Origin of the sequence: Rhizobium sp. BK661 (genome assembly GCF_024808825.1) — a bacterium.
Lineage (GTDB): Bacteria > Pseudomonadota > Alphaproteobacteria > Rhizobiales > Rhizobiaceae > Rhizobium.
In genome coordinates this window covers 20,200-44,617 of record NZ_JANTYT010000016.1, presented here as the reverse complement: position 1 = coordinate 44,617, position 24,418 = coordinate 20,200, and the positions used below count along the sequence as shown (strand labels likewise).

Below are 24,418 nucleotides of genomic sequence, written 5' to 3'. Positions count from 1 at the left end.
CGGCTGGATCCGCATTAATTGGGTCTCTTCTCCGAGGAAAAAGACATGTTCTTGCCAGGACCAGATAACTTTGATGGCCAGTTCGTCATTTCGACTGTCGCCAAGCCGTGCCCGCACGGCTGGCAGCAACGCCAACTCGGCACACTCTTTCTGAACTTGGCTCCCGCAACGACTGTTGTGCCGGTGGTGGATGCCGACAACCAATCCATCGGCTTGCTTCTTGGTATTCCCATCGACCTTGATCGAGGCGTTATTGTCGACAAGCAGTACAGTGTCGATTGTAGGCTGGATGACATCCAAGACCTCGATGATTTTGTTGAGGAAAAAATCTATCGATTGGCCGGGAGCTTTTTGTTTGTCCTCAGCGCTCTCGGATCGAGACGCATCTACCTTGATGCCAACGGCACACTCTCTGTGGTGTATGATCCAGAGGCAAGAGTTGCCGGCGCGACCGCTTCTGTACTGCTCGACGCCGTCGAATACAGGAAGCGTTTTAGAGGAGAACTTTACAAAACCCTCGATGTAGAGGATGCGGGTTGGTTCACGGCTGGCCTCACAGCACACGAGCGTATCGATCGTCTTCTTTGCAATCACTACCTGGATTTAGATAGCTGGACAGCAAGGCGCCATTGGCCGGTCGCCACGATCGAGGTCTCGCCCAATCCAGCGTCAACCTGCGCCAGAATCTGCGACCGCATTTCTAAGACAATAGAGATCCTAGCAAGTAGTGGAAGTACGAGTGTGGCACTGACTGCAGGCAATGACTCGCGCCTTTTGCTGGCATGTTCCAGGCACATGCTTGCGAACCTGACCTTTGTGACCGTGGCGGCGCCGACAGCAGATCTGGACGTCGCCTGTGCTAAGCGCTTGGCGCGCCAGTTCAGTTTGCGGCATCAAGTGTTGCCGTATCGCGAGGCAACCGAAGGGGAGGCGGATCTCTGGCGGTTCAGGGCTGGTCATTGCGTTGGTGGCAACAACGTCAAGATGCATCCCAGTGTCAGGCCGCTCGAGGGACGACCCTTTGTAGGCGGTCTGGGAGGAGAAGTGGGCCGAGGCTTCCTCTGGCTAAATGCCAAACCTGACACAGTCATTGACGCCAGGGGTCTGGTGGCAAGGTTGAAGTTGTCACGGACCGCCGAGGTGGCAACCGCGGTTGATAAGTGGCTTGCTCCCCTTGCCCATTTTGACGCCTTTTTCATTCTTGACCTCGCCTATCTTGAATTGCGGATGAGTTCGTGGGGATTTTGCGATTCGTACGTAAAGCCAAAGCAACTCGAAATTCACCCCATGATATCGAGAGCAAACTATGTGGACATGCTGTCCCTTCCGCCGGACGTGCGACGCAAAGGCGACATATATTTCCAGGCCATCGAAGCACTGTGGAAAGAAGTATCGGAGGTTCCAATAAACAAATACGGGAACTACAAAGATATGCTACGGCCGGCCAAGGAAGCAATCCGACATCCGAAACGAGCTTCAAGGAAAGTGATGCAGATCGTCGGTGCCTGGAGATCGGGGACCGCCGAAAAGAGCGGGGCATGATCTCTGCGGCGTCCATCGCAACGCCAGCTCGAGTGGTTCGCATAGGGCTTTCGAAATTCGTGCTGTGGACGCGCATGAGGCTATTCAACGGGATGAGCGTCAGAACGGCCTAGACTCGGAAAACGGACTCGCATGTCGATCCGCATCACCCCCATCCAGACCTGCAGCGCGACGAATCCACACCCCTCGAGGTAGGTCCTTACCTCCACGTGCCACAAATCCGCGTGACCGCGTTCAACCATCAATTTCGAGAGTGTCGTGGCCCTCTGTCAGCCATGATCCCGTGTGGCGGCCGCGTTCGCCATCAGTGATAGCCGCCGCCTCTCGACCGACAACGCGGGAGCCCGTTATTTGGCGCCAAGTCAAATAAAGGCCCCCGGCGAACTACTGCCTCATTGCCGATTCTTGGCTCTCCACAAGTCGATAGCCGGCCCGCGGCCTGAGGACATTGATTAGGAAGTTCTTGTCGCTGGCGGTGGCAATCGAGAATCCACACACCTGAGCCGACGAGGAAGAAAAACCAGGCGTATGCGGCCACCCAGAAATGTACGGTTGAGCCAACGAAAACAAACGCGACCATGCAGATGAGATAGGACGTCCTGCAAAGATCATTATCAGGATCGATATCGGTTTTCCTTGCGACAGAGAGCCAGATAGAAAGCAGGGACAGCACCATAAACAGGAAGCCTGGCAGGCCATGCCGCATAGCCATCAAAAGCCAAAAGTTGTCAACGCTGTCTCCTGGCATCCATAGTGGCCGCGCCCAATCCCCCAGCCCAATTCCAAAAATTGGATGATTGGCAACCGATGCAGACCCGTATTCCCAGATCCAAAGCCGGTACCATCCCGTCTGCTGATCAAACGTGAAATGCGAAATATAGAACTGCGCCGGCGTCTGATTTGAACCAAGCTCAACTATGAGATAACCAACAAATGCGACGGCCCAAAGCAGCTTCCAGCGAGCAGTGAAGCCGCCAAGAACCTTGTTCCACAGCATTAAAGCAATCTGGACAACCACCCCTGCGAGCGGTGCGGAAGACATCGACAGGAACGCGGAGAATCCCACCAAACCTGTCAACACGGCGCGCGAAATACCCGACACCTTTCCGTTCGTCGTTAGGCATGTCAACGCTAGCATGCTTCCACAGAAAGTACCGAACAGTATCGAATGGTTGAATGGTCCCTGGACGCGCGAAAAGCCCATCCGGGGCGCCATCCATGTTATCGCCTCGGTTCGGAATACTGTTCCAAAAGCAAGAAGCAGCAAGTTAGTCCCCGTCACCCATTCATAAACGGTGAATGGCAAGAGGCCTATGATGAGTTTGGCGACAAACACCACCATATTGCGGAAGTCGTCAGCATTGCGAATGCAAACCCGCGCCAAGTAGTACGAACCGATCGTTTCCATGAAAAGGCTGCCCGAGGGCTCAATGGACTTGTCGATCCCCTGCACGACGACGAAAGAAATCGCTGCCCACAAGCAAAAAGCCATCAGGCCAAAATCGGCCACTCTTTTTTTTCCCGCTTTCCCCTGCGACCACTTGATGATGCACGGCACGAGCGCGATGAGGAGGATGATCCGATAGACAGAAAGATTGAGCGGCCCGATTGGAAGTACCCATGGTATCAGTAGGCCCACAAGGAATACCTTGACCGGCCAACCCAATCGCGTTTGGTCTGCTTTAGCGGAGGTTGATTTCCGGGTCGTGGCGACGCGATTGACTGGATGCAGCGCGCTTTGATCAATTGCCGTGGTGCGTAGAGTTGTCAGTCTTGAGCGGGGCCTTTGGTTGTTGCTAATCATCTTCTGCCCGGACTCACTCACGCTCAACAGCGTTGAAAATCAATCAACGACCTCTCCCGAAATAGTAGACACAATCGCCTCCAGGCGCGACTAGTACTTCTGATATTTGCGTCGTCCAAATTGACTAATACGAGTTAATTTCGACCAGTTCGCCGTGTCTTCAGCCCGCGCATTGCTATGCACCTCTTACTCAATGCTTGTTCATGAGATCGGCATAAATTGCGTCCATGCGGTCGAGTTTGGCGGACCATAAAGCAGTTTGCCTCGCATGTGCGTACGACGCAGCGCCCATACGCGCGCGCAAGTCTGGGTCCACAGAAAGCATTCGTATGGCGCCGGCAATGTCGGCGGCCAGCGCGTCCGGCGTGGAAATTCCAAGCTTGATTGCACAGAGATCTGACGTCGCACTACCGGGTCCGCCGCGATCAACGACGACAAGCGGCAGTGAGAAACTCATTGCTTCGAGTGCAACGTTTCCACCCGGTTCGCGGTAGCTCGGAAAAACAAACACGTCCGCTTGTCGGTAGAATCCGGGAAGCTCGTCTTTTGGGCGCCATCCGTAGAGGGAAATCCGATCGGAAAGACCAAGAGACGCAATCAACGCTTCACATGCGCCACGGTCAGGACCATCTCCGACGATGGCAAGCTCGATAGGTAGATCACGCAATAGCGCCATTGCTTTGATGATATCCCGCGCGCCCTTCGTCCGGATTAGTCGTCCCGCGTACAGGAGCTTCAGCGGACCCGCGTTAGCCGATCTCGTCAGAGGCGGAGGCATCACATCGATACCGGTCTCACTCATGACTTCGAATCGTCTTACTGGAACTGCCGACAAGTGTTCTTCAACGTATCCCGCTATACCCAGGACGCAGTCGGCACTTCCATAGGTTCGTCGTAGAAGTGGGTCCCAACGAAGACGGTGGCGATCCAAATTTCGTAACCGAGTGTACCAAGGGGAGGAAGCATCCTCCCCTGCAAACCCGGGAGGAGTATTGAGGCCGCCTCCAACTGGACCGATGACGAGCGGCAAACCGAGACTTGCCGCTGGCGATGGGTACCGCATCGCGACTGGGACGGGCTGATGCACAATGTCAAACCTCATGCCAGCGGTAAGTGCTTGCCGTATCCAACGTCGCGCACGGTAATAAAACGGAATGTAGCCAGGCTTCATGATGCTGTTCAATCGCTCCGCCCGACCAAGGACCGGGGGCTCACTCCATTCCACGATCTCAACGTTGCTAAGTTGCCGAGCGGCAGGTGTCGCGCCTTTCTTGTGATAGGTCAGCAACGTAACATCGTGGCGTTCTCCGAGCCGCCGAGCCCACTGAAATGCGACCCACGCCTCGCCAACATCTTCACCGTTGCATGTGGGTGCCACCAGGAGCAACTTTGCCATCTCAGTCTATCCCTCCCTATCAACGCTCTTCGGCGAAGACTTTTCCAAACCCTGATGGGCCGATACCTACACCCGAAGCTTCGTCCGCGCTGCGCTACGAATCTTTCTCCAGAAAGGGATCTGTCCCGACAGAACATCGTCCAGCCAACGGTCGGCGGTCTCTGATCGGATCGAGTTTCTAGGCTTGAGAAACCCGTCAACTTTTGCGCTCCCTCCTCCGCTTGAGTACGCTGCCCTGTATCCCGCACTTCGTATCTGCTGCAGAACAGCGCTATTATACCAGCCAAACGGCATTGAAGCCGCATTGACTGGGCAACCACATATTTGTTCCAGGTGAGCTTTTGACGATTCCAGTTCATGAACTAGATCGTTGGTCGTCAATCGCGTCCAGTCGCGATGGCCAACGCCGTGGCTGCCTATGCGCATGTCCAAAGCAAAAAGCGTACGAATATCGTCAGCGGAAAGAGAACCCTCCTTCCCAATACGGCCGGTCAAGACAAAGAACTCCGCGTAAAGGCCGCGTTGGCGGAGTTCGGGTGCCGCAATCTCGAGATCAGAGGCATTTCCATCATCGAACGTGATCAATATTCTTTCGCGTGCGGGATGAGAAGCAATCCGATCAAGAATCGTCACGAAGCGATCCCGACTTATCCAATAGTCGGCTTCGCCCGGCTCAAGCTCGCGCATCGGCGTTCCAATCCCGTGGAAATTAACGATGCGGTACTCACCAACTCTCGCCATCCTAGCCCCGCGTGCTTTCCAAAAATGCAGCAACTGACCGGATCGGAACCAATGCGCTTACCAACGCTGCACGATGCGACGCTCCCCGCCACGACCGCGCCGCGTGTCCAATGGCCACCCCCAGTTTGAAAACTGATGTTCGCAGTGCCCCGTGGTGACGGCGGTAGTAACGAATTCTGTTGGCCGTCAGCAACGCGAACAGTCTGGGTCCCGTGCCGCTTCCCCCACATGCATGCACCACCTTCGATCTTGGCTCATAGACAATATCATATCCCGCCTCGCGGATTCTTCGTTGGTAATCCACCTCTTCGCTGTAGAGAAAAAACGATTCGTCCCACGCGCCGACAATTTTGCGGACCTCTGACGATACTAGCAGCGCTGATCCTGTCGCCCATTGGACAGAACGGCGGCGATCATACTGGCCAACCTCGCCAACGATCTCGCCAAGCCCCAGGCGTGCAGCCAGCTTGCCGCCTAAAATTGAATCCGCCCAAGCTGTGATGATCGAGGGCTCGCGTCTCAAAGTGGGATCGATGGATCCATCCTCCTTATAATTCAGCGGAACGACCACTCCCGCTTTCGATGTTGCCACCTCCTCGACCAGCGGCTTGACTGCGCCTGGATAGAGCCGAAGGTCAGGGTTTAAGATAAGAAGATGAGCACCAACGTTTGCTTTGCGGGAAGCAATATTGATCGCCGCCGCGTAGCCTGCGTTTCGACCCGTTTGGATAACTGTTGGGCGCAGGGGATGCTGCTGAGCAATCTCTGCGGATCCGTCTTTGGAATCGTTATCGACGACAATGACTTCAAACCGATCCACGCCCTCTAGGCCGTCGACAAGAGAATCCAGGAGCGCCGGCAAGGCATCGGCACTGTTGAACGTTACGATGACGACGGCGACGCTCGCGGCTGCAATAGGGCCAAAGGGGTAGAGGACATTGTCCGCCAACGATTTCATGTCTGCCTCCCGCAGTTCGGTTTGCCCAGTCGCTCGCGCCTCATCGAAACCCTCCGCGCGTTCGGAACGCATTAGGCGACGGCGACGTCGGCCTTTGGCCGATGCAGATCGACGAATGAAGCAATCGACCCAACCGATTCGAAGAGTTCAGCGCTAAAATCGTCGTCGTCGATCTTAATCCCAAACCGAGCTTCAAGAGCGGCCGCCAAGCTGAGCACTGCGAATGAATCAAGTTCCGGCAGATTTCCAAACAATGGGGTTGATGGGTCGGCGATGCGGCCCCTGTCCTCGATTTCGAGGGTTTCGGCGATAACATCCTTTACGGACTCGAGTGTTGACGAATTCATGATGCCTCCAGTGATTGCGAATGCTGTTCACGACGGATCAAATGAGCACCTCCGGCGGCATGGGATGCCCCAGAAATGCGGTCGGACTTGCCGTCAAGCCATAAGCGCCGGCTTGGAAGACAACGACGAGATCCCCTATGTCTGCGGGCGGCAAAGAGACATTGTCCCCGAGTAGATCCAGCGGGGTGCAAAGGCACCCGACAACCGAAACGACCTCCCGCTCGATACTGTTCATTTTGTTGCCGATGACGATGGGATAGTTCCTACGAATTACCTGCCCAAAATTTCCTGATGCAGCCAGTTGATGATGCAGCCCCCCGTCAACGACTAGATAGACCCGCCCTCGGGAAACCTTGCGGTCAACCACTCTTGTGACATAGACCCCAGCCTCGCCGACAAGGTATCGGCCGAGCTCGATGACAATTTTGGCACCGAGCAATACAGGGCGGATTTTGTTTTCAACCAGCTCAGCAAGCCTTGTCCCTACGGGAACGAGATCGAGAGAACAGTCCTTTTCAAAGTACGGGATCCCGAACCCTCCACCGAGATTTAGGTAGCGAACGGAGTGACCATACTTTCCCGAAAGATCCAGCAGCAGTTCGACGTTCCGAGACAGAGCTTCGCAGAGAATATCCGAGTGGAGATTTTGTGAGCCCGCGAATACGTGAAATCCGAGGAAATCCAGGTCTGCGCTTGCCAGCTTTTCAAGCAGCGACGGCACCTCTTCGGCATCAACGCCGAATTGCTGCGGTCCGCCACCCATCTTCATTCCCGAGCCCTTGACCTGAAAATTCGGGTTTACTCGCAAGGCGACCCTTGGTCGAATACCAAGTCGATTGCCAGCTTCGATAATGCGCAAAGCCTCTGACTCCGATTCCATCTCGATCGTCACGCCAGCAGCGACAGCCTGCGCCAACTCAGTCGATGTCTTGCCGGGTCCGGCAAAACTGATGCTGGAGGAAGGTACCACCGTATCCAGTGCGGTTTTCATTTCGAAAGCGGAAGCGACATCCAATGAATCTACAAGGCCCGCTAGGTGCTGGACTACTGCCGGCATCGGGTTCGCCTTGATGGCATAGCTGAGCTTGACGTCCTTCGGCAGAACCGAGCGGATATAGGCCACTCTCGCAGTTATTAATCGACGGTCGTAGGCGAAGAAGGGTGTCGTTCCAACACGGTCGGCGAGACGGTCCAGGCGGACTCCGCCGACAGCCAAGCAGTCTTCAGCAACGTCGAACATGTCTATGGAAGGATGTGCGCTCACTGCCCTAATTGCTCCCTCAAGAGTACGCGGTCGAACTTGCCGTTTGCGTTGGTGGGAATTGACGCCATCTCGATTACCTTTGACGGCACCATGTATTGCGGCAATCGATGTCTGAATGCTGTCAGCAATGCGCCAACGTCCAGCGTTTCGGCAACCGGACTCGCAATAAGGACGATTCGCTGCCCGAGAGATTTGTCATCTATTCCCATGGCAACGGCGTCGCGCGCCAGACCCGTGGCATAGGCCACTTCCTCGATCTCGGTTGGGCTGACTCGATACCCAGACGTCTTGATCATTTCGTCGCGCCGGCCGACGAAATACAGGAACCCGTCTTCGTCCCTGACCACCGTGTCTCCGGAAAACACAGCCAATTCTGGTTGCCGCCACGTGGCGCCGGTTCCTGGCCACGGCCGAAAGCGCTCGCTAGTGCGAGCGGGATCGTTCCAATAGCCCAGCGCTACAAGCGGACCTCGGTGGACCAACTCCCCGGGTTCGTCGGGACCACAGAGTGTCCCGTCCGGCCGCACAACCAGGACTTCTGCGTTGGGAATCGCCTTTCCAATCGAGTCCGGCCGACGATCGATTTCAGATGGATCGAGATAGGTGGATCGGAAAGCCTCCGTTAGTCCATACATCAGATATGGAAGTGCATCGGGAAAGGAAGAACGCAGTCGGTCAAGTGTCGACTTGGGCATCCTCCCGCCGGTATTCGCAAAGTAGCGCATTCGCGCGCCGACTTCGGATGGCCAGTTGAGGCCCGCGACCTGAATCCAAAAAGGTGGAACGCCGGTAATCCCGGTCACCTTGTGCTTCTCGCACAGTCGCACAACGTCAAGCGGCAGAAGGTAGTTCATAAGTACGACATGGGCACCGGAATTGAACGCCGTCGTCAACTGGCTGAAGCCCGCGTCGAAACTCAGCGGCAGGACCGACAGGATCGTGTCATGCGGACCGTTTCCGAGATAGTGACTAACGCTCTCAGCGCCAACGATCATGTTGCGATGACTGAGCACCACCCCCTTTGGCTTTCCCGTGCTTCCGGAGGTGTAGAGGATCGCCGCAACATCACAGTCGACGCCTGCCGAGGGAGGTTCGTCAGCTTCCACTGGAACCACTTCGACCCACGAATGGATGGCCGGAAACCGACTATCATCCTCAATCTCCGATCCCGGCCAGTCGACAAGAACGACATGTTTCAACGATGGAATGTCGGCGAGGTGATCCTGGAGTTGAGCCAAGCGATCTGTTGATGTGACCAACACCCGGACATCGCAGTCCGCCAGTATGTAGGCGACCTGTTGTGCTCTCAGTATGGGGTTAATTGGTACCGTCACGCAACGTGCCGCTGCCACACCGAATATCGAGACTATCGTTTCCACCCGTTTATCGAGGAAAACCGCCACTCGGTCGCCCGGACTGCTGTCCAATGCACCAAGGGCTGAAGCAAAACCGCACGTGCTTTTCCATAGTCCAATATAGCTATTGGTAATGCTTTTGTATGTCAGCGCAGGAGAGTCGCCGAACAACGCTGCCCCGTTGCGAAGCAAATCGGAGATATTTATCTTGATCGGCGGCTGCATTGAATTTCAAACTCCTTACTACCAGGGCACACAGGTAAGTTCGCTGTAGAGGTAGTCGACCTCGCCCGGAGACACTCGGTCGCTCAGGAACATCTTTGGGCGCGGCGAACGAAGCGAGATGGAAAGTCTTGGGTTCGCGACAGCAAAGCGTTCTTCGACAAATGTCGCCACGGCTCCAAATCGCGTCAGCAGAAAACTGTAGACCTGCTGAGCAGTCTCAGCGAAAAGATCGCGGTCCCCTACGTGCAGGATCGACGCAAACACCCGTAGCCTTTTGCGGGTATCTTTGCGGAACATAACGTAGCAGCAGCGATTGCCCTTTATCACGGCCAGATGATGTGCGGCGGGAGCGCGCGCATGGTCCCTGTAAATATCGAGGTTGCGTTGGTCGAGATGACTTTCGATCAGACGTTGATCCGTAACAATCGAAATGCCGCTTCCCCAGCTCGGGCGAGGAAGATTTATCACCAGGCTCGCGGCCGTATTGATTTGCTGGAATTTGAGCCGACGATTGAGGGGAACGACATTGCCACTGGGCGAGAAATCGGTGAACGTGCAACCATCTTGGTCAAGGAGTGCTTTTAGAAGGCGCAACCCATGGGCTCGATACCCATCCAGGACACACCAAGCCCCCAGGTTGCAAAACCTCTCTGCACGGTCCCTGACGCGTCGCTCCGAATAAAAGGCGAGATGCACACCGACTATTCGCTCTCCACTGATCAGCATGTAGCCGTGATTGGGGGATGTTGCCTGCCACGATGGTCGGATTGCCGATGCCCAGGTCGATGGCGAAAGTCGCCCATTCAATTCGGCGTGGAGGAACTCTGCGACTTGCTGCACATCGCCAGAAGAAATCGGACGAAGCAATGTACTTCCATCTTTTTTCTCGGGAAAAGCCTGCAGCACTGATGTCATTCCCTTTTGCTACTCGTGTAAACAAGCAAATCTCAAAACATCTTTACATATATTACTGTTTCGATTCATAGATACCCATATGGTTGAACCAAGGATCAACCAAAAGCCATCCTTTTTAACCGGTTTGATAACTAGAACGGCGCGGCGGCGGGACCGTATCATCGAGCCTTGATGTGTTTTCAACACGCGGGAGGCTGCCATTCCTAGCAACCATCACATTCTGATCCTGGTCGAGAATCTGCCGGTCCCTTTTGATCGTAGGGTATGGCAAGAAGCCAAGGCATTGATTGAGACCGGCTACGAAGTGTCCGTCATTTGCCCCAAGGGAAAAGGGTACGAGAAAAGCTACGAATTCCTCGATGGTGTCCATATATACCGGCATACGCTCCGGGAGGCCACCAGTGCGGCGGGATACTTCAAAGAGTACTGCCTTGCGCTTTTTCACCAGACTTATCTTTCCTTCCGCGTTCGCCGACGTCAATCGATCGACGCTATTCAAGCGTGCAACCCTCCAGATCTGATGTTCCTCGTGGCCTTGGTCCATAAATTGCTATTCGGCACACGCTTTGTATTCGACCATCACGATCTAAGCCCCGAGCTCTATGTCACCAAGTTCGGGCGCAAGGACATATTTCATCGGTTGCTCTGCTTTTTTGAGAGGCAGACTTTCAGGATGGCGGACGTCAGTATTGCGACAAACGAAACCTTCCGTGACATTGCCATTTCGCGCGGTGGCATGGCTCCTGATCGGGTTGTCGTCGTCAAGAGCTACCCGGAAGCATCTCGGTTCAGACGTACCGATGCTGACCAATCGCTCGTTGTCCCTGGCAAGCACCTGATCGGCTACCTCGGCATCATGGGCGAGCAGGATGGTGTGGAAACCATGATCCGAGCCGTCGACGAGATTGTTCACGTGCGAAAACGAGACGACGTCCATGCGCTCATCATTGGCGATGGTCCAGAACTTGGTAGGCTGAAAAAGCTCGCGACCGACCTAAACCTCGGCGAGGTCGTACGCTTCAGTGGCTACCAGAGTGGTCAGCCGCTGATGGCTCACTTGTCTGCCCTCAACATTGGAATCATTCCCGATCCGCCGAATGAGTTCAATGACAAGCTATCGATGAACAAGGTATTCGAATACATGATGCTGGGCCTCCCCATCGTCCAGTTCAATCTCCGGCAAGCAACCCGTGATGCTGCCGAAGCGGCCTTTGTTATTGAAGAGCACTCGCCAAAAGCACTCGCGGACGGAATTCTAGCGCTTGTAGATGATCCCCAGCGCTGTACGGAGATGTCAGCAGTTGGACGAGCCGTCGCCGAACGAGAATTCCAGTGGGCAAACGAGGCGCGTCGCTATTTGACTGCCTACCGCACCGTGTTCCGTAGGAGGTTGGACGTCAATGATAAGCGTCATTATCCCGCATCTTAACCAGCCGGAAATGCTCCGCAGGTGCCTGTCGTCTTTGGCCAACGGCGCTGACCCGCGGCTATCGGTCGAAATCATCGTGGTCGACAACGGCTCGAAACAGATGCCGGTAGAGGTCTGCTCTGCCTTTCGAAATGTCAGACTTTTATCGCAGCCTGTGCCCGGCCCCGGTCCGGCCCGTAATCTCGGCGTGGCAAACGCTACTGGAGATACCCTTGCATTCATCGACGCTGACTGTGTCGCGGGGGGCGGGTGGCTGAATCAGATCGAGCACGAATTCTCGCTCGATGCCGACAAGTCAATCCTTGGCGGAGACGTACGGATCGGGTGCGAAAATCCAGACCGCCCAACGCTTTTGGAAGCCTATGAAAGTGTGTTCGCTTATCGAATGAAGGAATACATAGCGAAGCAGGGTTTCACGGGGACTGGCAACTTGGCAGTTCGCGCAAAGGTCTTTGCCGCGGTCGGTGAATTTGGCGGTATCGATATTGCCGAGGACCGTGATTGGGGTCAGCGCGCTCTAAAAAGCGGCTATCAGACCCACTATTGCGAGAATATGATTGCCTACCATCCTGCCCGCAAGAGTTTTTCGGAATTGGCTTTGAAGTGGCAGCGACACACCGCCCACGATCTTGCCCGGGTAAAAGGCCGCCGCGGATGGAGATTGCTCTGGATCGCGCGGGCGGCGGCTCTTACGCTGTCGCCCGTCGCGGAAGTAAGACGGATCTGCGTTTCAGAGCGATTGAATAGTTGGAGAGCGCGCGGGCTAGCTTTTGTGGGCCTTGTTCTCATCCGAAGCTATAGAGCCGCCATAATGCTTTCTCTTGCCTGCGGCGCGACTGACGCGACGACGCTGAGCGGTCGCTGGAATCCGCAATCCATGACTGGGACGTCTTCCAGGAAGGCGTGACCATCCGGCATTTGAGACACTGTCCACACGCGGAACGGCCTTGCATTTTTTCCGGCCCGTTGTTGCACTTCGGCTTCGCAAAAACCCCGTCCAACCTGTTGGTCGCAATAGTCCCCCACTCCTTGGCCCCAAACAGTTCCCAAACTACCTCTTTCAAATTGCCGCATTGAGATCTATGGAAGGCTCCCATACTGACGTACTGTCTGGGAGGATGTCGTTGAGAGCGAGGCAAGTGAAAATCGGGCAATGGGTGGTGCAGATGACCTGTACCATGGTGCTCCTACTTGTCGGCTTTGCTCATCAAGCACCATCCTTTGCCAAAGGGACGCTCGCCCCTGCAGAGTTCTCTCGCTTCATTTTGCCGGACGGGACGCTACCCGTTTTATGTAGTCCGGACCCAGGGCGGATGCAAAAGCTTGACAAGGTGTTCGCGCAAGTATGCGAAGCCTGTCGTCTTAGCACCTCACTCCTGTTGCCAGCCCCCGACCCTTCCCGTGGCAGTCGTCTCCTTGCCTTTGCCGCTGCTGCGCCCGAATTCGGCAGCGCAATGTTCCCGTGGCGAGCGCCAACCCCCAACATGGGACCGCGGGCACCTCCTCGGCCGTAGCCTCTCACAGACGACCGACGCCGCAAGCATTTGGGGCAAAGAATCAATTGAGGCAGCCGCTCGCCCTCGCGCAGCGCATTCCATTTATTTCACGAGAACCTCGCCGGCAAAATCCGCTCGCGAGCCCGGAGTTTCTCCTGCAGGAGTACACTATGCAAAAACTCATTTCAGTCATGACAGCCTTCCTGGTCGCTGCCCTGTTCGCCACCGCTGTGGCCGCTCAAAGCGTCAAAGCAGGCGACATCGAGATAGGTCACCCGCATGCCCGCGCCATGGTGCCAGGAGCAAGGGTGGGTGGCGGTTACCTTGTACTCACCAACACCGGTTCCACCGATGACAGGCTAATTAGCATTACGACCGAACGGGCGGCAACGGCGGAGGTCCACCAGATGAGCATCGCCAATGGAGTGATGACAATGCGGCCGGTTGTTGACGGACTGACGATACCAGCCGGCAAAACGGTAGAACTCAAGCCGGGCGCCTATCACGTCATGTTCATGGATGTTGCCAAACCCTTCAAGGAGGGCGAAACGATCAAGGCGACCCTGACCTTCGAAAAGGCCGGTTCCGTCGACGTAGAATTTACTGTCGGAAACGCTGGAGGTGTAAAGTCGACTTCTCCGAACGATCATCACGATATGGGCGGAATGGATATGTCAAAACCGCAATAGTGTGTTTGACGGCGAGATTCAAAATGTCTCAGCAAGGGGAATTTCAATGACCCATTCTCGTTTCACAGCCCTGTTGCTCGTAGCGCTTCTTTGCACTGCAGGCCGCGCCTTGGCACACGCCCATTTGACTGACAGCGTCCCCGCCGACAAGGCAACTGTCGCGGCAGCGAGCGTGGAAATCGATTTGCATTTTTCCGAGGAACTCAACATCAAGTTCTCGGGCGTAAAGATCATCGGCCCTGGCAAGGCATCTGTCAAAACGGCCGATCCTGTTCTCTTCGACGAAGGCAAGACGCTAAAGGTCCCACTTTCGGAGCCGCTAGGTCCAGGGGCTTACTCGGTGGACTGGCACGTTCTTTCGACGGACGGACACAAATCAAACGGCAGTTATAGCTTCACGGTCAAGCCGTGACGCCCGACGCTGCGCTCATCCTGTGCCGCTTTTCCCTTTATGGCTCTGCCATGTTCTTGTGGGGAGCGTCCGCGTACCTCGGCTGGTTCGTTCCATCGGGATTGTCTGCACAGGTGGGCCAGCAGTTGCACACCTGGTATCGGCTCGCACTGTTCCTGGTCATCATCACGACCGCCCTGACGCTTCCGCTGCAGGCTGCCACGATTGGCGAGGGGTGGGCCGACACGTTTCAGCCGGAGATGCTTAAGTCTATCCTCAGCGAGACCAACGTTGGCCAGGCCTGGATTGGCCAGGCCTGCGCGACCGTCTTTCTGCTCCTGTCATTCGTGGTGCCATTTGCTGGGCGACGCGCGATAGCCGTCGGTGCAGCACTGCTTTTGATCAGCGCGACGATGACCGGTCATGCCGCCATGAACAGTGGCTGGCTACGACCCCTGCACCGCCTCAACGACGGTCTTCATCTCCTGTCGGGAGGCGCCTGGATCGGTACGCTTCCCGCCGTTGTGGTTATCCTGCCTAAACTTCGTGAACCAATGTGGCAGCGGGACGCTCGTCTTGCATTGACACGGTTTTCGACAGCGGGACATGTGGCCGTCGGGCTGGTGATCGCAACAGGTATCGCCAATACCATCCTTGTCGTCAAAGCCCCTCCAATAGACTGGCAGATAGACTATCAAAGTCTGCTCTGCATCAAGATCTTGATCGTCTGCCTTCTGGTCGGGATCGCGATCAGCAATCGCTATATCCTTGTTCCAAGGCTCGGCCGGAGGGCGACCCTGGGATGGTTGAAGTGGGCCTCCATTGCGAAATCGCTTTGGGCTTCCTTGTCCTTGGTCTGGTTGCCGTTTTCGGCACGTTGCAACCGACGTGAGCTTCTCCAGAGACCTACGTCAAATGACGGTGGCAGCGCATTTTTAACTTTATCCTTGCCGTTCACCGTGCCATTTTCCCGGCAAAGCTGTATTGATAGGGGTTCCCACATGTTTTCAAAGACGAAAAGATTCAGCATCGCACTCACGGCTTGCGTTCTTGTTCCCTCGCTTGCCTTCGCCCATCCGGGCGATGGCCAAACGATCGGGTTTTTTCATGGCTTCCTTCATCCGGTAGCGGGACTTGATCACGTGCTCGCGATGGTATTGGTCGGCACGCTCGCATGGCAGCTCGGCGGTCGTGCGCTATTCGCCGTCCCGACCGCCTTCCTGTCGTTGATGGCCCTCGGCGGCGCACTTGGAGTAACGAAGATTTCGGTTCCCTTTGTTGAAACCGGCATCGCCCTGTCCGTCATCGTGCTTGGTGCCGCTGTTGCGACCAGAATACGCGCGCCTATTGCCGTCGCAATGGGAGTCGTTGGTTTATTTGCAGTCTTTCATGGACATGCCCATGGCCTTGAGATGCCTGATCAAGCAGGCAGCGCCGCCTATGCGGTCGGGTTCCTGGTGGCAACCGCAACACTGCACGGGCTTGGAATGCTGACGGGCGGGTTAATAGCCAAAGCAACCGATATTCACGGGAATATTGTCACCCGCGCGGGCGGAAGCATTGCAGCACTGGCCGGTTTCGGCCTGCTCACCGGAATTATCTGACAATTCGGCGACAATAATCCCGGCCAATCCGAGCTCTATATCAAGCGGCGCGCCTCGAGTGCTTCCTGGAGGGACCTCTGCACGATTGACGGTGTCGCCGGTTTTTTGACGACACCGAGAGCACCGCGGATGCGACCTTCTACCATCTCAGGATTTCCTGTCATGAACACAACCGTAACGCCAAACTCGTCGACAAGACGCTGACCGATATCAGGCCCCGTCGCGCCGTCTGCAAGGTTGACGTCGACAAACGCAATGTCGGCGTTTGGCGCAAGCAAAAGAGCCTGCTCCGTGTCTCGTGCGAGACCAACCACATCGAGGCCCATTTCCGTAACGGTCGCTTCCAGATCAAGCGCGATCAGGAACTCGTCTTCCACAATCATGACTTTGCGTGCGCCGTCTTCGGTGAACTTGTTTTCCACACGGCCGAACATAAGTGCCCCTTTAAACTCAAAACATCCACATCCACTTGACCGCCTTGGGTAGGCCTTTCAAAAAACGGGACGAGGGCGAAATGGTTCCGGGTATGCAGAGCTGTTGCTGCAAAACCGGTCGGATTGGACGAGCGCCGGCTATGCAGGCTTGCGGTCCGTGGGATGTCTCTCAGACAGCGTTTTGCCAGTGTTGACAACTGGATAGAGAGTGCCGAGAGTGCAGGCCTGATCAGCGCCAGCATCTTGGGGGACCTATGTTTGTACGCGCGCTTTTTGTCGTCGCCGCGACCCTTATCTCGGTCAGCTCACCGGCAGCAGCTGCCGAGACCACACGTACCATACAGACGATACAGGATGCCGATTACTTCGGCTTCGACCTGCGCACGGAACAGAACCTCACCCTGGATCAGTGCAAGTCGTCCTGCATAGGCGACAAGTCCTGCAAAGCCTTCACCTACAATCCGAAGGTGAAATGGTGCTTCCTGAAATCCGACTTCAAGACGATGAATGCTTTCCCCGGCGCCATCGCTGGCAAGATCGTCGAGACTTCGGCCGCTAAGAAGGAACCGGATATTGGTGCGGCTCCCCGCCTCACCTTCCTGTCCGGCGACGTTATCCAGCAGGCCCGCGACGACAAGTCCAATCTTGAAGTGGCTGACGATCAGCAGGGCCAGAGTGCCGAAAGCCTGATCGCCAATGGTCGCCTCGACCTGACGTCAGGCAACGCCATCGACGCCGTGAAATCCTTTCGAAGTGCGCTCGCTCTCTCCGCTGATGATGCCGCCCTGTGGCTGGAGACGGCCCGCGCGGCTGACAGCTTCGTCAAGACCGACGACAACAATGGCAGCGACCTCTACGGACAGGCCGTCCTTGCCGCCGTCAACGGCTATGAGCTGACGCGGACGACGACGAGCCGTGCGGAGGCGCTGGCCGTCCTTGCCGCCGCCCTCGACAAGAACGCAAATTATCGCGCCGCACTCAACGCCTACAAGGCGAGCCTGGCACTGGTCGGCTCGAAGGATGTCCAGGCGGCGTTCCTGCAGCTGAAGGCGGCTCAAGGGTTTCGCATGACCGAGCACACTGTCGATGCCGACGGTGCAAACCCTCGCGCCTGTGCGACATTCTCCGAAACGCTGGTCAAGACGATCGACTACACCGCCTTCGTGACCTTGAACGGCGCCGCGCCCAAGGCTCTCGAGACCAAGGACAAGCAGATCTGCATCGAGGGGCTGGCACACGGAGAGAACTACAAGATCACCTTTCGTACTGGCCTTCCGTCTTCCGTGGACGAGGTCCTGGAGGCGCCGGTCAGCCTCGATATCTATGTCAAGGATCGCACGGCAAGCGTGCGCTTCACGGGCGACAGTTTCGTCCTGCCTTCGACCGTCCGTCGCGGGATCCCGATCGTTTCGGTAAACATGGCTTCCGCCAACCTCAAGCTCTATCGCATTGGCGATCGCGGTATCGCGCCGCTTTTGACGAGCTCGCAGTTCCTGACTCAGCTCGATGGCTATAGCGCGCAGCGGATCGAGGACGAAAGCGGCGAACTGGTCTGGCAAGGCTCGATCGACGTCGCCAATGATCTCAACAAGGATGTCGTCACCAGCTTCCCGGTGGACGAGGCGCTGCCAGAGCGCAAACCGGGCGTCTATGTTCTGACGGCAACGGCGCCAAATGCCCCGAACCAGGACTGGAATGCCGAGGCGACGCAATGGTTTGTCGTTTCCGATATCGGCATCACGACATATGCAGGTACGGATGGCCTCAATGTCTTCACCCGCTCGCTGGCTTCGGCAAAACCGATCGCTGGCGTAGAGCTGCAGCTTCTGGCGAAGAACAATGAGGTGCTCGGCACCGCGACCACGGACGAGAACGGCCGCGCAAAGTTCACCGCGGGTCTGATGCGCGCGACAGCTGCCCTGACGCCTGCTGTTATCACCGCCAGAAAAAATGATGCAGATTACGTCTTCCTCGACATGACCCGAGCGGGATTTGACCTCTCCGATCGGGGCGTCACAGGGCGCGCGTCTCCTGGCGCAATCGACGTCTTGAGTTGGACCGAGCGCGGCATCTACCGCGCCGGCGAGACGGTCCATGCCGCGGCTCTTGCCCGCGATACCGATGGCAAGGCGATCGAGAACCTGCCGCTAACCTTCATCTTCCTGCGCCCCGATGGTGTCGAGGATCGTCGGATCGTCAGCCAGACCAGCAATGTCGGCGGCTATGCCGTCGACCTGCCCGTTCAGGAAAGCGCCATGCGCGGTACCTGGACGATGAACATTCATACCGACCCAAAGGGCTCGCCGATCGCGACAAAAACCTTCCTTGTCGATGATTTCGTGCCCGATCGCACCGACATGGAGATCAGGACCGATGCAAAAATCATCGGTCCGGAGACCTCGGCGACTATCAACATCAGCGGCAAGTATCTCTATGGCGCCCCAGCGGCGGGTCTGTCTCTCGAAGGCGATGTCGTGATCAAGCCAACCCGCCAGGCGGAGGCCTTCCCCGGCTACTTCTTTGGCCTCGCCGACGAGGAAGCCGCCGAAGACACACGCCAGACCATAGAAGGCCTGCCCGACCTCGACGACAACGGCGAAGCCATCACCGAGTTGACGGTCGGCGATCTGCCGGCGACGACGCAACTTCTGAGCGCCACCGTCTACATTAGGATGCAGGAAGCCGGTGGTCGCGCCATCGAGCGATCGCTCATTCTTCCCGTCAAGAACCAGGGTCCAATGATCGGCATCAAGCCGGAATTCTCCGGCGACCTTGGCGAAAATTCGATGGCGAATTTCACCGTTATCGGCCTCGATGCGGATGGTCAGAAGCAGGCGATGAGTGGGCTGCGCTGGAAGCTCTATAGGCTGAACCGGGACTATCAATGGTACCGCGACGGTACAGCCTGGAAGTACGAGCCGATCTATACTGCCGAGCAGGTTTCCAACGGCAATGTCGATGCGTCTCTTGATGGTGCGAAAATATCGTCGGCCGTCGCCTGGGGGCGCTACCGCCTCGAAGTCGAAAGCACCGAGACCGATGGCCCTGTGACGAGCGTGGAATTCGACGCAGGCTGGTTCGTCCAGGCGACATCGACGGAAACGCCCGACGGCCTTGAGATCGCGCTCGACAAGGACAGCTACAAGATTGGTGAGACGGCCAAGCTGAAGGTCTCGTCGCGCTACGCCGGCGAATTGATGATCGCCGCAGGAACGGAAAATCTCGTGGCCGTGCAGAACGCGTCAATCGGCGAGAAGGGCGGCGAAGTCGATATTCCGATCACCTCCGACTGGGGTGCCGGTGCCTACGTGACCGCGACGCTGTTTCGCCCGGGTGATGCGCAGGAAAGCCACATGCCGATGCGCTCGATCGGCGTGAAATGGCTGAAGGTTGATCCGGCGGAGCGTGCACTTCAGGTTGCGATCGATGCGCCTGAAAAGATGCTCCCGCGCGCGTCGTTGCCGATCACCCTTGCCGTTGCCGGTGCCAACGCCAGCGAGGACACCTATGTGACCGTTGCCGCGGTCGATGTCGGCATTCTCAATCTGACCCGCTACGAACCGCCCAACCCCGAAGACTGGTATTTCGGGCAGCGGCAGCTTGGGCTTGAGATCCGCGATCTCTACGGACGGCTGATTGACGGTTCGCTCGGTGCTACCGGCAAGCTGAGAACGGGTGGGGACGGAGGTGCCGTGGCACTTCAGGGAAGCCCGCCGACGCAAAAGCTTGTCGCCTTCTTCTCCGGCCCCGTGAAACTCGATGCCGAGGGCAAGGCGACGGTCAACTTCGATATTCCGCAGTTCAACGGAACGGCCCGCGTGATGGCGGTCGCCTGGTCGAAAGTCGGCGTTGGCCACGCAACGAAGGACGTCGTCATCCGAGATCCGGTCGTGGTGACGGCGAGCGTCCCGCGCTTCCTGGCACCTGGAGATACGTCCGAGCTTCGGCTCGATATTGGCAATACGGATGCGCCAGCAGGCGACTTCAAGCTGACTGTTGTCGGTAATGAGGGCGTGGGGATCAATCAGGCCGCCCAGACGATCCATCTGGAGGCGGGAGCCAAATCAGCCGTCACGCTGGCTGTCGTCGGCAAGCAGCCGGGCAATGGCAGCGTTTCGATCAATCTCGCTGACGCGGCCGGGCTGTCGCTGGATCAGACGGTCGACGTCCCTGTCCGACCAGCTGTCCTGCCGATCACCGAACGCCGCGTGCTCGCGCTCAATCCGGCCACCAAGCTGACCGTCGACAAGGCATTGCTGGCAGACAGCGTACTGCCAGGCGCCTCCGTCAGCGTCAGCGTTACTCGTTCGGCCGCCTTCGACATTCCGGCTTTGCTGATGTCGCTCGACCGTTATCCGTTCGGTTGCGCCGAGCAGACGACCAGCCGGGCCTTGCCACTCCTATATCTGAGCGAGCTGGCAGGACAGGCTGGCCTGGACGATGATGCGGATGTCAAGAAACGGGTACAGGATGCGATCTACCGCGTGCTTTCCTATCAGGCTTCGGCGGGAAGTTTTGGCTTGTGGGGACCGGATAGCGGCGACCTCTGGCTCGATTCCTATGTCACCGACTTCCTGACCCGCGCACGCGAGCAGAGATATGATGTCCCCGAGCGTGCTTTCGCACAGGCACTTGAGAACCTTCAGAACGCGCTGAGCTACGACGTCAATGTCAAGGATCAGGGCGACCAGATCGCCTATGCGCTCTATGTTCTTGCCCGCAACAAGAAAGCCGCGATCAGCGACCTGCGCTACTATGCCGACACTGCCATCAACGACTTCCCGACGCCACTAGCCAAGGCTCATATTGCTGCGGCACTGGCCCTCTACGGCGATGCGATCCGTTCGAAAAACATCTTCGTCGACGCCCTGCAGATGTCTGAGCAGTCGATGGTAACGCGCGTCAACCTTTCGAGGACGGATTACGGCTCGATCCTGCGGGATGGGGCTGCAATCCTGGCGCTTGCCGCCGAGAGCCGTCCTGTTCCACCCGTGGTTCCGGAACTGGCGAAAGCAGTCGCCAAGGAATGGAACCGCAGCAAGTACACAAGCACGCAGGAACAAGCCTGGATGCTGCTTGCCGCGCGGGCCATCCAGGGCGGTGATGATTCGATCAAGATCGATGTCAACGGCGCGTTGCACAATGGCGCCTACATGGCAAAGATGACAGGCGACGCCTTGCTCGGCAACAGCCTTGCGCTCATCAACCAAACCGGCGAACCCCTATCGGCTGTCGTGACGACGGTTGCAGCCCCCGTCGTGCCGCCGCCCGCGGGTGGTGATGGCTTTGCCATCGAGCGTAACTACTACACGATGGATGGCGAGGAGGCGAATGTCACCGGGGCCACGCAGAACGAACGCTATGTCGTTGTCCTGCACATCACGGAAAGCAACAACTGGCCGTCGCGGATCGTCGTGACGGACCTGCTGCCTGCCGGCTTCCAGATCGACAATCCGAGCCTGGTCGACAGCGCCCAACTGACGAACTTCGACTGGATCGGCGAGGTGACGGCTGCCCATACCGAATTTCGCAATGACCGCTTCGTGGCCGCATTCAATCGGTCGGCGGACGACAATCGTGAGATCAATGTCGCCTATGTCGTGCGTGCCGTGACCCCCGGCACCTACGATCATCCGGCGGCCGTGGTCGAGGACATGTATCGGCCGCAGCTGTCTGCGCGTACAGCAACCGGCAAGATGGAGGTCACCGCAGCGTCGAAATGAGGCTTGGAAGAAAGCTTGCGATCGGAAGCGCTGCCGGCATCGTCCTTGCCGGTGCCGGACTGGTTTTGCTCGATGCCGCCGACCGGACCTATCCGCCGCCTCTCACGACGGCGGACATGGTCTCGGCCGAAGTGCTCGACCAGGACGGTCAGCTGCTGCGCGCCTTCGCAATTCCCGGGGGCCTCTGGCGTCTGAAGACGACCGTGGCCGACGTCGATCCGCGGTTTCTCAAGATGCTGGTCGCCTATGAGGACCGGCGGTTCTACACCCATGCGGGCATCGACCTGCAGGCCATCGGACGTGCCGCTCTCCAACTCGTCACCCATGGCCGCATCGTCTCAGGTGCATCGACGCTGTCAATGCAGGTCGCCCGGCTCATCGAGCCGCGGCAGGGCCGCTCGCTGTCGGCGAAACTCCTGCAAATGGCGCGCGCCATCCAGATTGAGCGGCGGCTTTCCAAGGAACAGATCCTCAATCTCTATCTGACGCATGCGCCTTATGGCGGGAATCTCGAGGGAGTGCGCGCCGCAAGCCTTGCTTACTTTGGCAAGGAGCCGCGACGGCTGACTGTTGCGCAGGCCGCTCTCCTTGTCGCGCTGCCACAGCTGCCGGAAAGGCGCCGGCCGGACCGCAATCTGGTGGCAGCCGAAACGGCTCGCAAACGGGTGCTGGAGCGCGTCGCCGTTGCCGACGTTGTCGGCGAAGGTGAGACGGCGCGTGCGGACGTCGTCCCCGTGCCATCGGGACGCATGCAGCTCCCGGCGCTTGCGGCCCATGTTGGCGAAGCAGCACGACGCACGGATCCAATGGCGCTGCGATACCAGACAACCCTGAAGAAACAGGTGCAGGCCGGATTGGAAGCCGTCGCCCGCGCCTCCGCCCCGAGACTCGGCCCGAAACTGTCGATTGCCATGGTCATGGCCGATGCGCAGACCGGCGACATCGTCGGTGAGGTTGGCTCGGCCGACTATTTCGACGCCAGTCGGTCTGGCTGGATCGACATGACGCGCTTCAGCCGTTCGCCGGGCTCCACCCTGAAGCCATTCATCTACGGCCTCGCCTTCGAGGAAGGTCTTGTCAGCCAGGAGACGATCATCGAGGATCGCCCCGCCGATTTTTTCGGCTACCGGCCGCGCAATTTCGACATGAGCTATCAGGGCGATGTCACGGTGCGCGAAGCGCTGCAATTGTCGCTGAACGTTCCGACGGTCAAGTTGCTCGATTCCATCAATCCGGCCAAGCTGCTGATCCGCTTTCGCCGTGCCGAGGTGCGGCCACTGTTGCCACCGAACGAAACACCTGGCCTCGCAATCGGGCTCGGGGGCCTCGGCATCACGCTGAAGGATCTGGTGCAGCTTTACACCGCCCTCGCAAACCGCGGCCAGCCAGTCCGCATCGGCGATGGCGTCAACGACCAGCCGGGCAAGATCGATGGCGAGGGCATGCTGGATCCGGTGGCCACCTGGAATGTCGCCGACGTCCTCTCGGGCGTCATTCCGCCGGCTGGCGCTCACAAACGCGGCATCGCGTACAAGACGGGCACCAGCTACGGCTATCGTGATGCCTGGTCCGTCGGATATGATGGCCGTTACGTGCTCGGCGTCTGGGTCGGTCGACCCGACAATGGTGCCGTGCCGGGCTTGACGGGCTACGGAACTGCTGCCCCCATCCTGTTTGAAGCCTTTGCAAAATCAGGAATTGCGACGACGCCCCTTCCCCGCCCGCCCTCGGGAGCGGTTCGCATTGCCCAGGCCGACCTGCCGATCAGCCAACGGCGCTTTGCCATCAATCCGGGTGGCCTCCTTGCGATATCGGGCCGCGAGCAGGCACCGCAGATCGTGTATCCGCCCGAGGGGGCGCACGTTGATCTTGGGGCACGGCGCGGAGATGGCTCGCCGCTGATGCTGAAGCTGCAGGGCGGGCGGGCACCCTTCCGGTGGTTAGCCAATGGCAAGCCGCTGCCGGATGTGTCGAAGCGGCGGACCAACCAGTGGATCCCGGACGGTGCCGGCTATTCAAAACTCACCGTGATCGACTCCATGGGTCGGGCAGCAAGTGTCGGCGTCTATATCGAGTGAGAAGGGTCGCCCCTGGATCAACCAGGG

17 protein-coding genes and 1 pseudogene are annotated in these 24,418 nt (G+C 57.7%); 9 read left to right on the top strand and 9 right to left on the bottom strand.

Annotated elements, in window-relative coordinates; genetic code table 11:
* Nucleotides 1–18 precede the first annotated feature (18 nt).
* Nucleotides 19–1,542, top strand: coding sequence for a hypothetical protein (locus tag FHX16_RS24240; RefSeq protein WP_259130793.1), 1,524 nt, complete (start codon nucleotides 19–21; stop codon nucleotides 1,540–1,542).
* A gap of 304 nt (nucleotides 1,543–1,846) precedes the next feature.
* On the opposite strand, the gene FHX16_RS24235 is transcribed toward FHX16_RS24240, so the two are convergent.
* The 8 genes from FHX16_RS24235 to FHX16_RS24200 form a co-directional block, all read right to left on the bottom strand.
* On the bottom strand, nucleotides 1,847–3,346 hold the full coding sequence (locus tag FHX16_RS24235; protein WP_259130791.1) for an O-antigen ligase: 1,500 nt from the start codon (nucleotides 3,344–3,346) through the stop codon (nucleotides 1,847–1,849).
* 190 nt (nucleotides 3,347–3,536) lie between these two features.
* On the bottom strand, nucleotides 3,537–4,742 hold the full coding sequence (locus FHX16_RS24230) for a glycosyltransferase family 4 protein (RefSeq protein ID WP_259130789.1): 1,206 nt from the start codon (nucleotides 4,740–4,742) through the stop codon (nucleotides 3,537–3,539).
* 66 nt (nucleotides 4,743–4,808) lie between these two features.
* On the bottom strand, nucleotides 4,809–5,483 hold the full coding sequence (locus tag FHX16_RS24225; RefSeq protein ID WP_259130787.1) for a polysaccharide deacetylase family protein: 675 nt from the start codon (nucleotides 5,481–5,483) through the stop codon (nucleotides 4,809–4,811).
* A gap of 1 nt (nucleotide 5,484) precedes the next feature.
* Nucleotides 5,485–6,441 carry a glycosyltransferase family 2 protein gene (locus FHX16_RS24220; protein ID WP_259130785.1) on the bottom strand — a complete coding sequence of 319 codons (957 nt, stop codon included), beginning with the start codon at nucleotides 6,439–6,441 and terminating at the stop codon, nucleotides 5,485–5,487.
* A gap of 71 nt (nucleotides 6,442–6,512) precedes the next feature.
* Nucleotides 6,513–6,788: an acyl carrier protein gene (locus tag FHX16_RS24215; protein WP_259130783.1), complete on the bottom strand. Its 276-nt coding sequence runs from the start codon at nucleotides 6,786–6,788 to the stop codon at nucleotides 6,513–6,515.
* A gap of 37 nt (nucleotides 6,789–6,825) precedes the next feature.
* Nucleotides 6,826–8,052: a pyridoxal-dependent decarboxylase, exosortase A system-associated gene (locus tag FHX16_RS24210; protein ID WP_310503148.1), complete on the bottom strand. Its 1,227-nt coding sequence runs from the start codon at nucleotides 8,050–8,052 to the stop codon at nucleotides 6,826–6,828.
* Entirely contained in the window at nucleotides 8,049–9,632 is a 1,584-nt protein-coding gene (locus FHX16_RS24205; protein ID WP_259130780.1) for an acyl-CoA ligase (AMP-forming), exosortase A system-associated, read from the bottom strand. The genes FHX16_RS24210 and FHX16_RS24205 overlap by 4 nt, the downstream gene beginning before the upstream one ends.
* An 18-nt stretch (nucleotides 9,633–9,650) precedes the next feature.
* Nucleotides 9,651–10,547, bottom strand: a complete 897-nt coding sequence (locus tag FHX16_RS24200; protein ID WP_259130778.1) for a hypothetical protein — start codon at nucleotides 10,545–10,547, stop codon at nucleotides 9,651–9,653.
* A gap of 199 nt (nucleotides 10,548–10,746) precedes the next feature.
* Between FHX16_RS24200 and FHX16_RS24195 the strand changes: the two genes are divergently transcribed.
* The 6 genes and pseudogenes from FHX16_RS24195 (at nucleotide 10,747) to FHX16_RS24170 (ending at nucleotide 16,156) form a co-directional block, all read left to right on the top strand.
* Complete coding sequence (locus FHX16_RS24195; RefSeq protein WP_259130846.1) at nucleotides 10,747–11,976, top strand: glycosyltransferase family 4 protein; 1,230 nt, start codon at nucleotides 10,747–10,749, stop codon at nucleotides 11,974–11,976.
* Nucleotides 11,948–12,883: a glycosyltransferase family 2 protein gene (locus FHX16_RS24190; RefSeq protein WP_259130776.1), complete on the top strand. Its 936-nt coding sequence runs from the start codon at nucleotides 11,948–11,950 to the stop codon at nucleotides 12,881–12,883. Before FHX16_RS24195 ends, FHX16_RS24190 begins: the two co-directional genes overlap by 29 nt.
* A 759-nt stretch (nucleotides 12,884–13,642) precedes the next feature.
* On the top strand, nucleotides 13,643–14,161 hold the full coding sequence (locus FHX16_RS24185; RefSeq protein WP_259130774.1) for a copper chaperone PCu(A)C: 519 nt from the start codon (nucleotides 13,643–13,645) through the stop codon (nucleotides 14,159–14,161).
* Between the two features lie 46 nt (nucleotides 14,162–14,207).
* Nucleotides 14,208–14,573 carry a copper homeostasis periplasmic binding protein CopC gene (gene copC, locus FHX16_RS24180; protein ID WP_259130772.1) on the top strand — a complete coding sequence of 122 codons (366 nt, stop codon included), beginning with the start codon at nucleotides 14,208–14,210 and terminating at the stop codon, nucleotides 14,571–14,573.
* A 50-nt stretch (nucleotides 14,574–14,623) separates the two neighbouring features.
* A pseudogene (gene copD, locus FHX16_RS24175) lies at nucleotides 14,624–15,334 on the top strand (copper homeostasis membrane protein CopD); the annotation flags it as partial.
* 219 nt (nucleotides 15,335–15,553) lie between these two features.
* Nucleotides 15,554–16,156: a HupE/UreJ family protein gene (locus tag FHX16_RS24170; RefSeq protein WP_259130843.1), complete on the top strand. Its 603-nt coding sequence runs from the start codon at nucleotides 15,554–15,556 to the stop codon at nucleotides 16,154–16,156.
* Nucleotides 16,157–16,191: 35 nt separating this feature from the next.
* On the opposite strand, the gene FHX16_RS24165 is transcribed toward FHX16_RS24170, so the two are convergent.
* Entirely contained in the window at nucleotides 16,192–16,590 is a 399-nt protein-coding gene (locus FHX16_RS24165; protein WP_259130770.1) for a response regulator, read from the bottom strand.
* A 254-nt stretch (nucleotides 16,591–16,844) separates the two neighbouring features.
* Between FHX16_RS24165 and FHX16_RS24160 the strand changes: the two genes are divergently transcribed.
* Together FHX16_RS24160 and pbpC are read left to right on the top strand one after the other, a co-directional pair.
* Nucleotides 16,845–22,313, top strand: coding sequence for an alpha-2-macroglobulin family protein (locus FHX16_RS24160; protein WP_259130768.1), 5,469 nt, complete (start codon nucleotides 16,845–16,847; stop codon nucleotides 22,311–22,313).
* On the top strand, nucleotides 22,310–24,391 hold the full coding sequence (gene pbpC / locus FHX16_RS24155) for a penicillin-binding protein 1C (RefSeq protein WP_183756539.1): 2,082 nt from the start codon (nucleotides 22,310–22,312) through the stop codon (nucleotides 24,389–24,391). The genes FHX16_RS24160 and pbpC overlap by 4 nt, the downstream gene beginning before the upstream one ends.
* Nucleotides 24,392–24,418 lie beyond the last annotated feature (27 nt).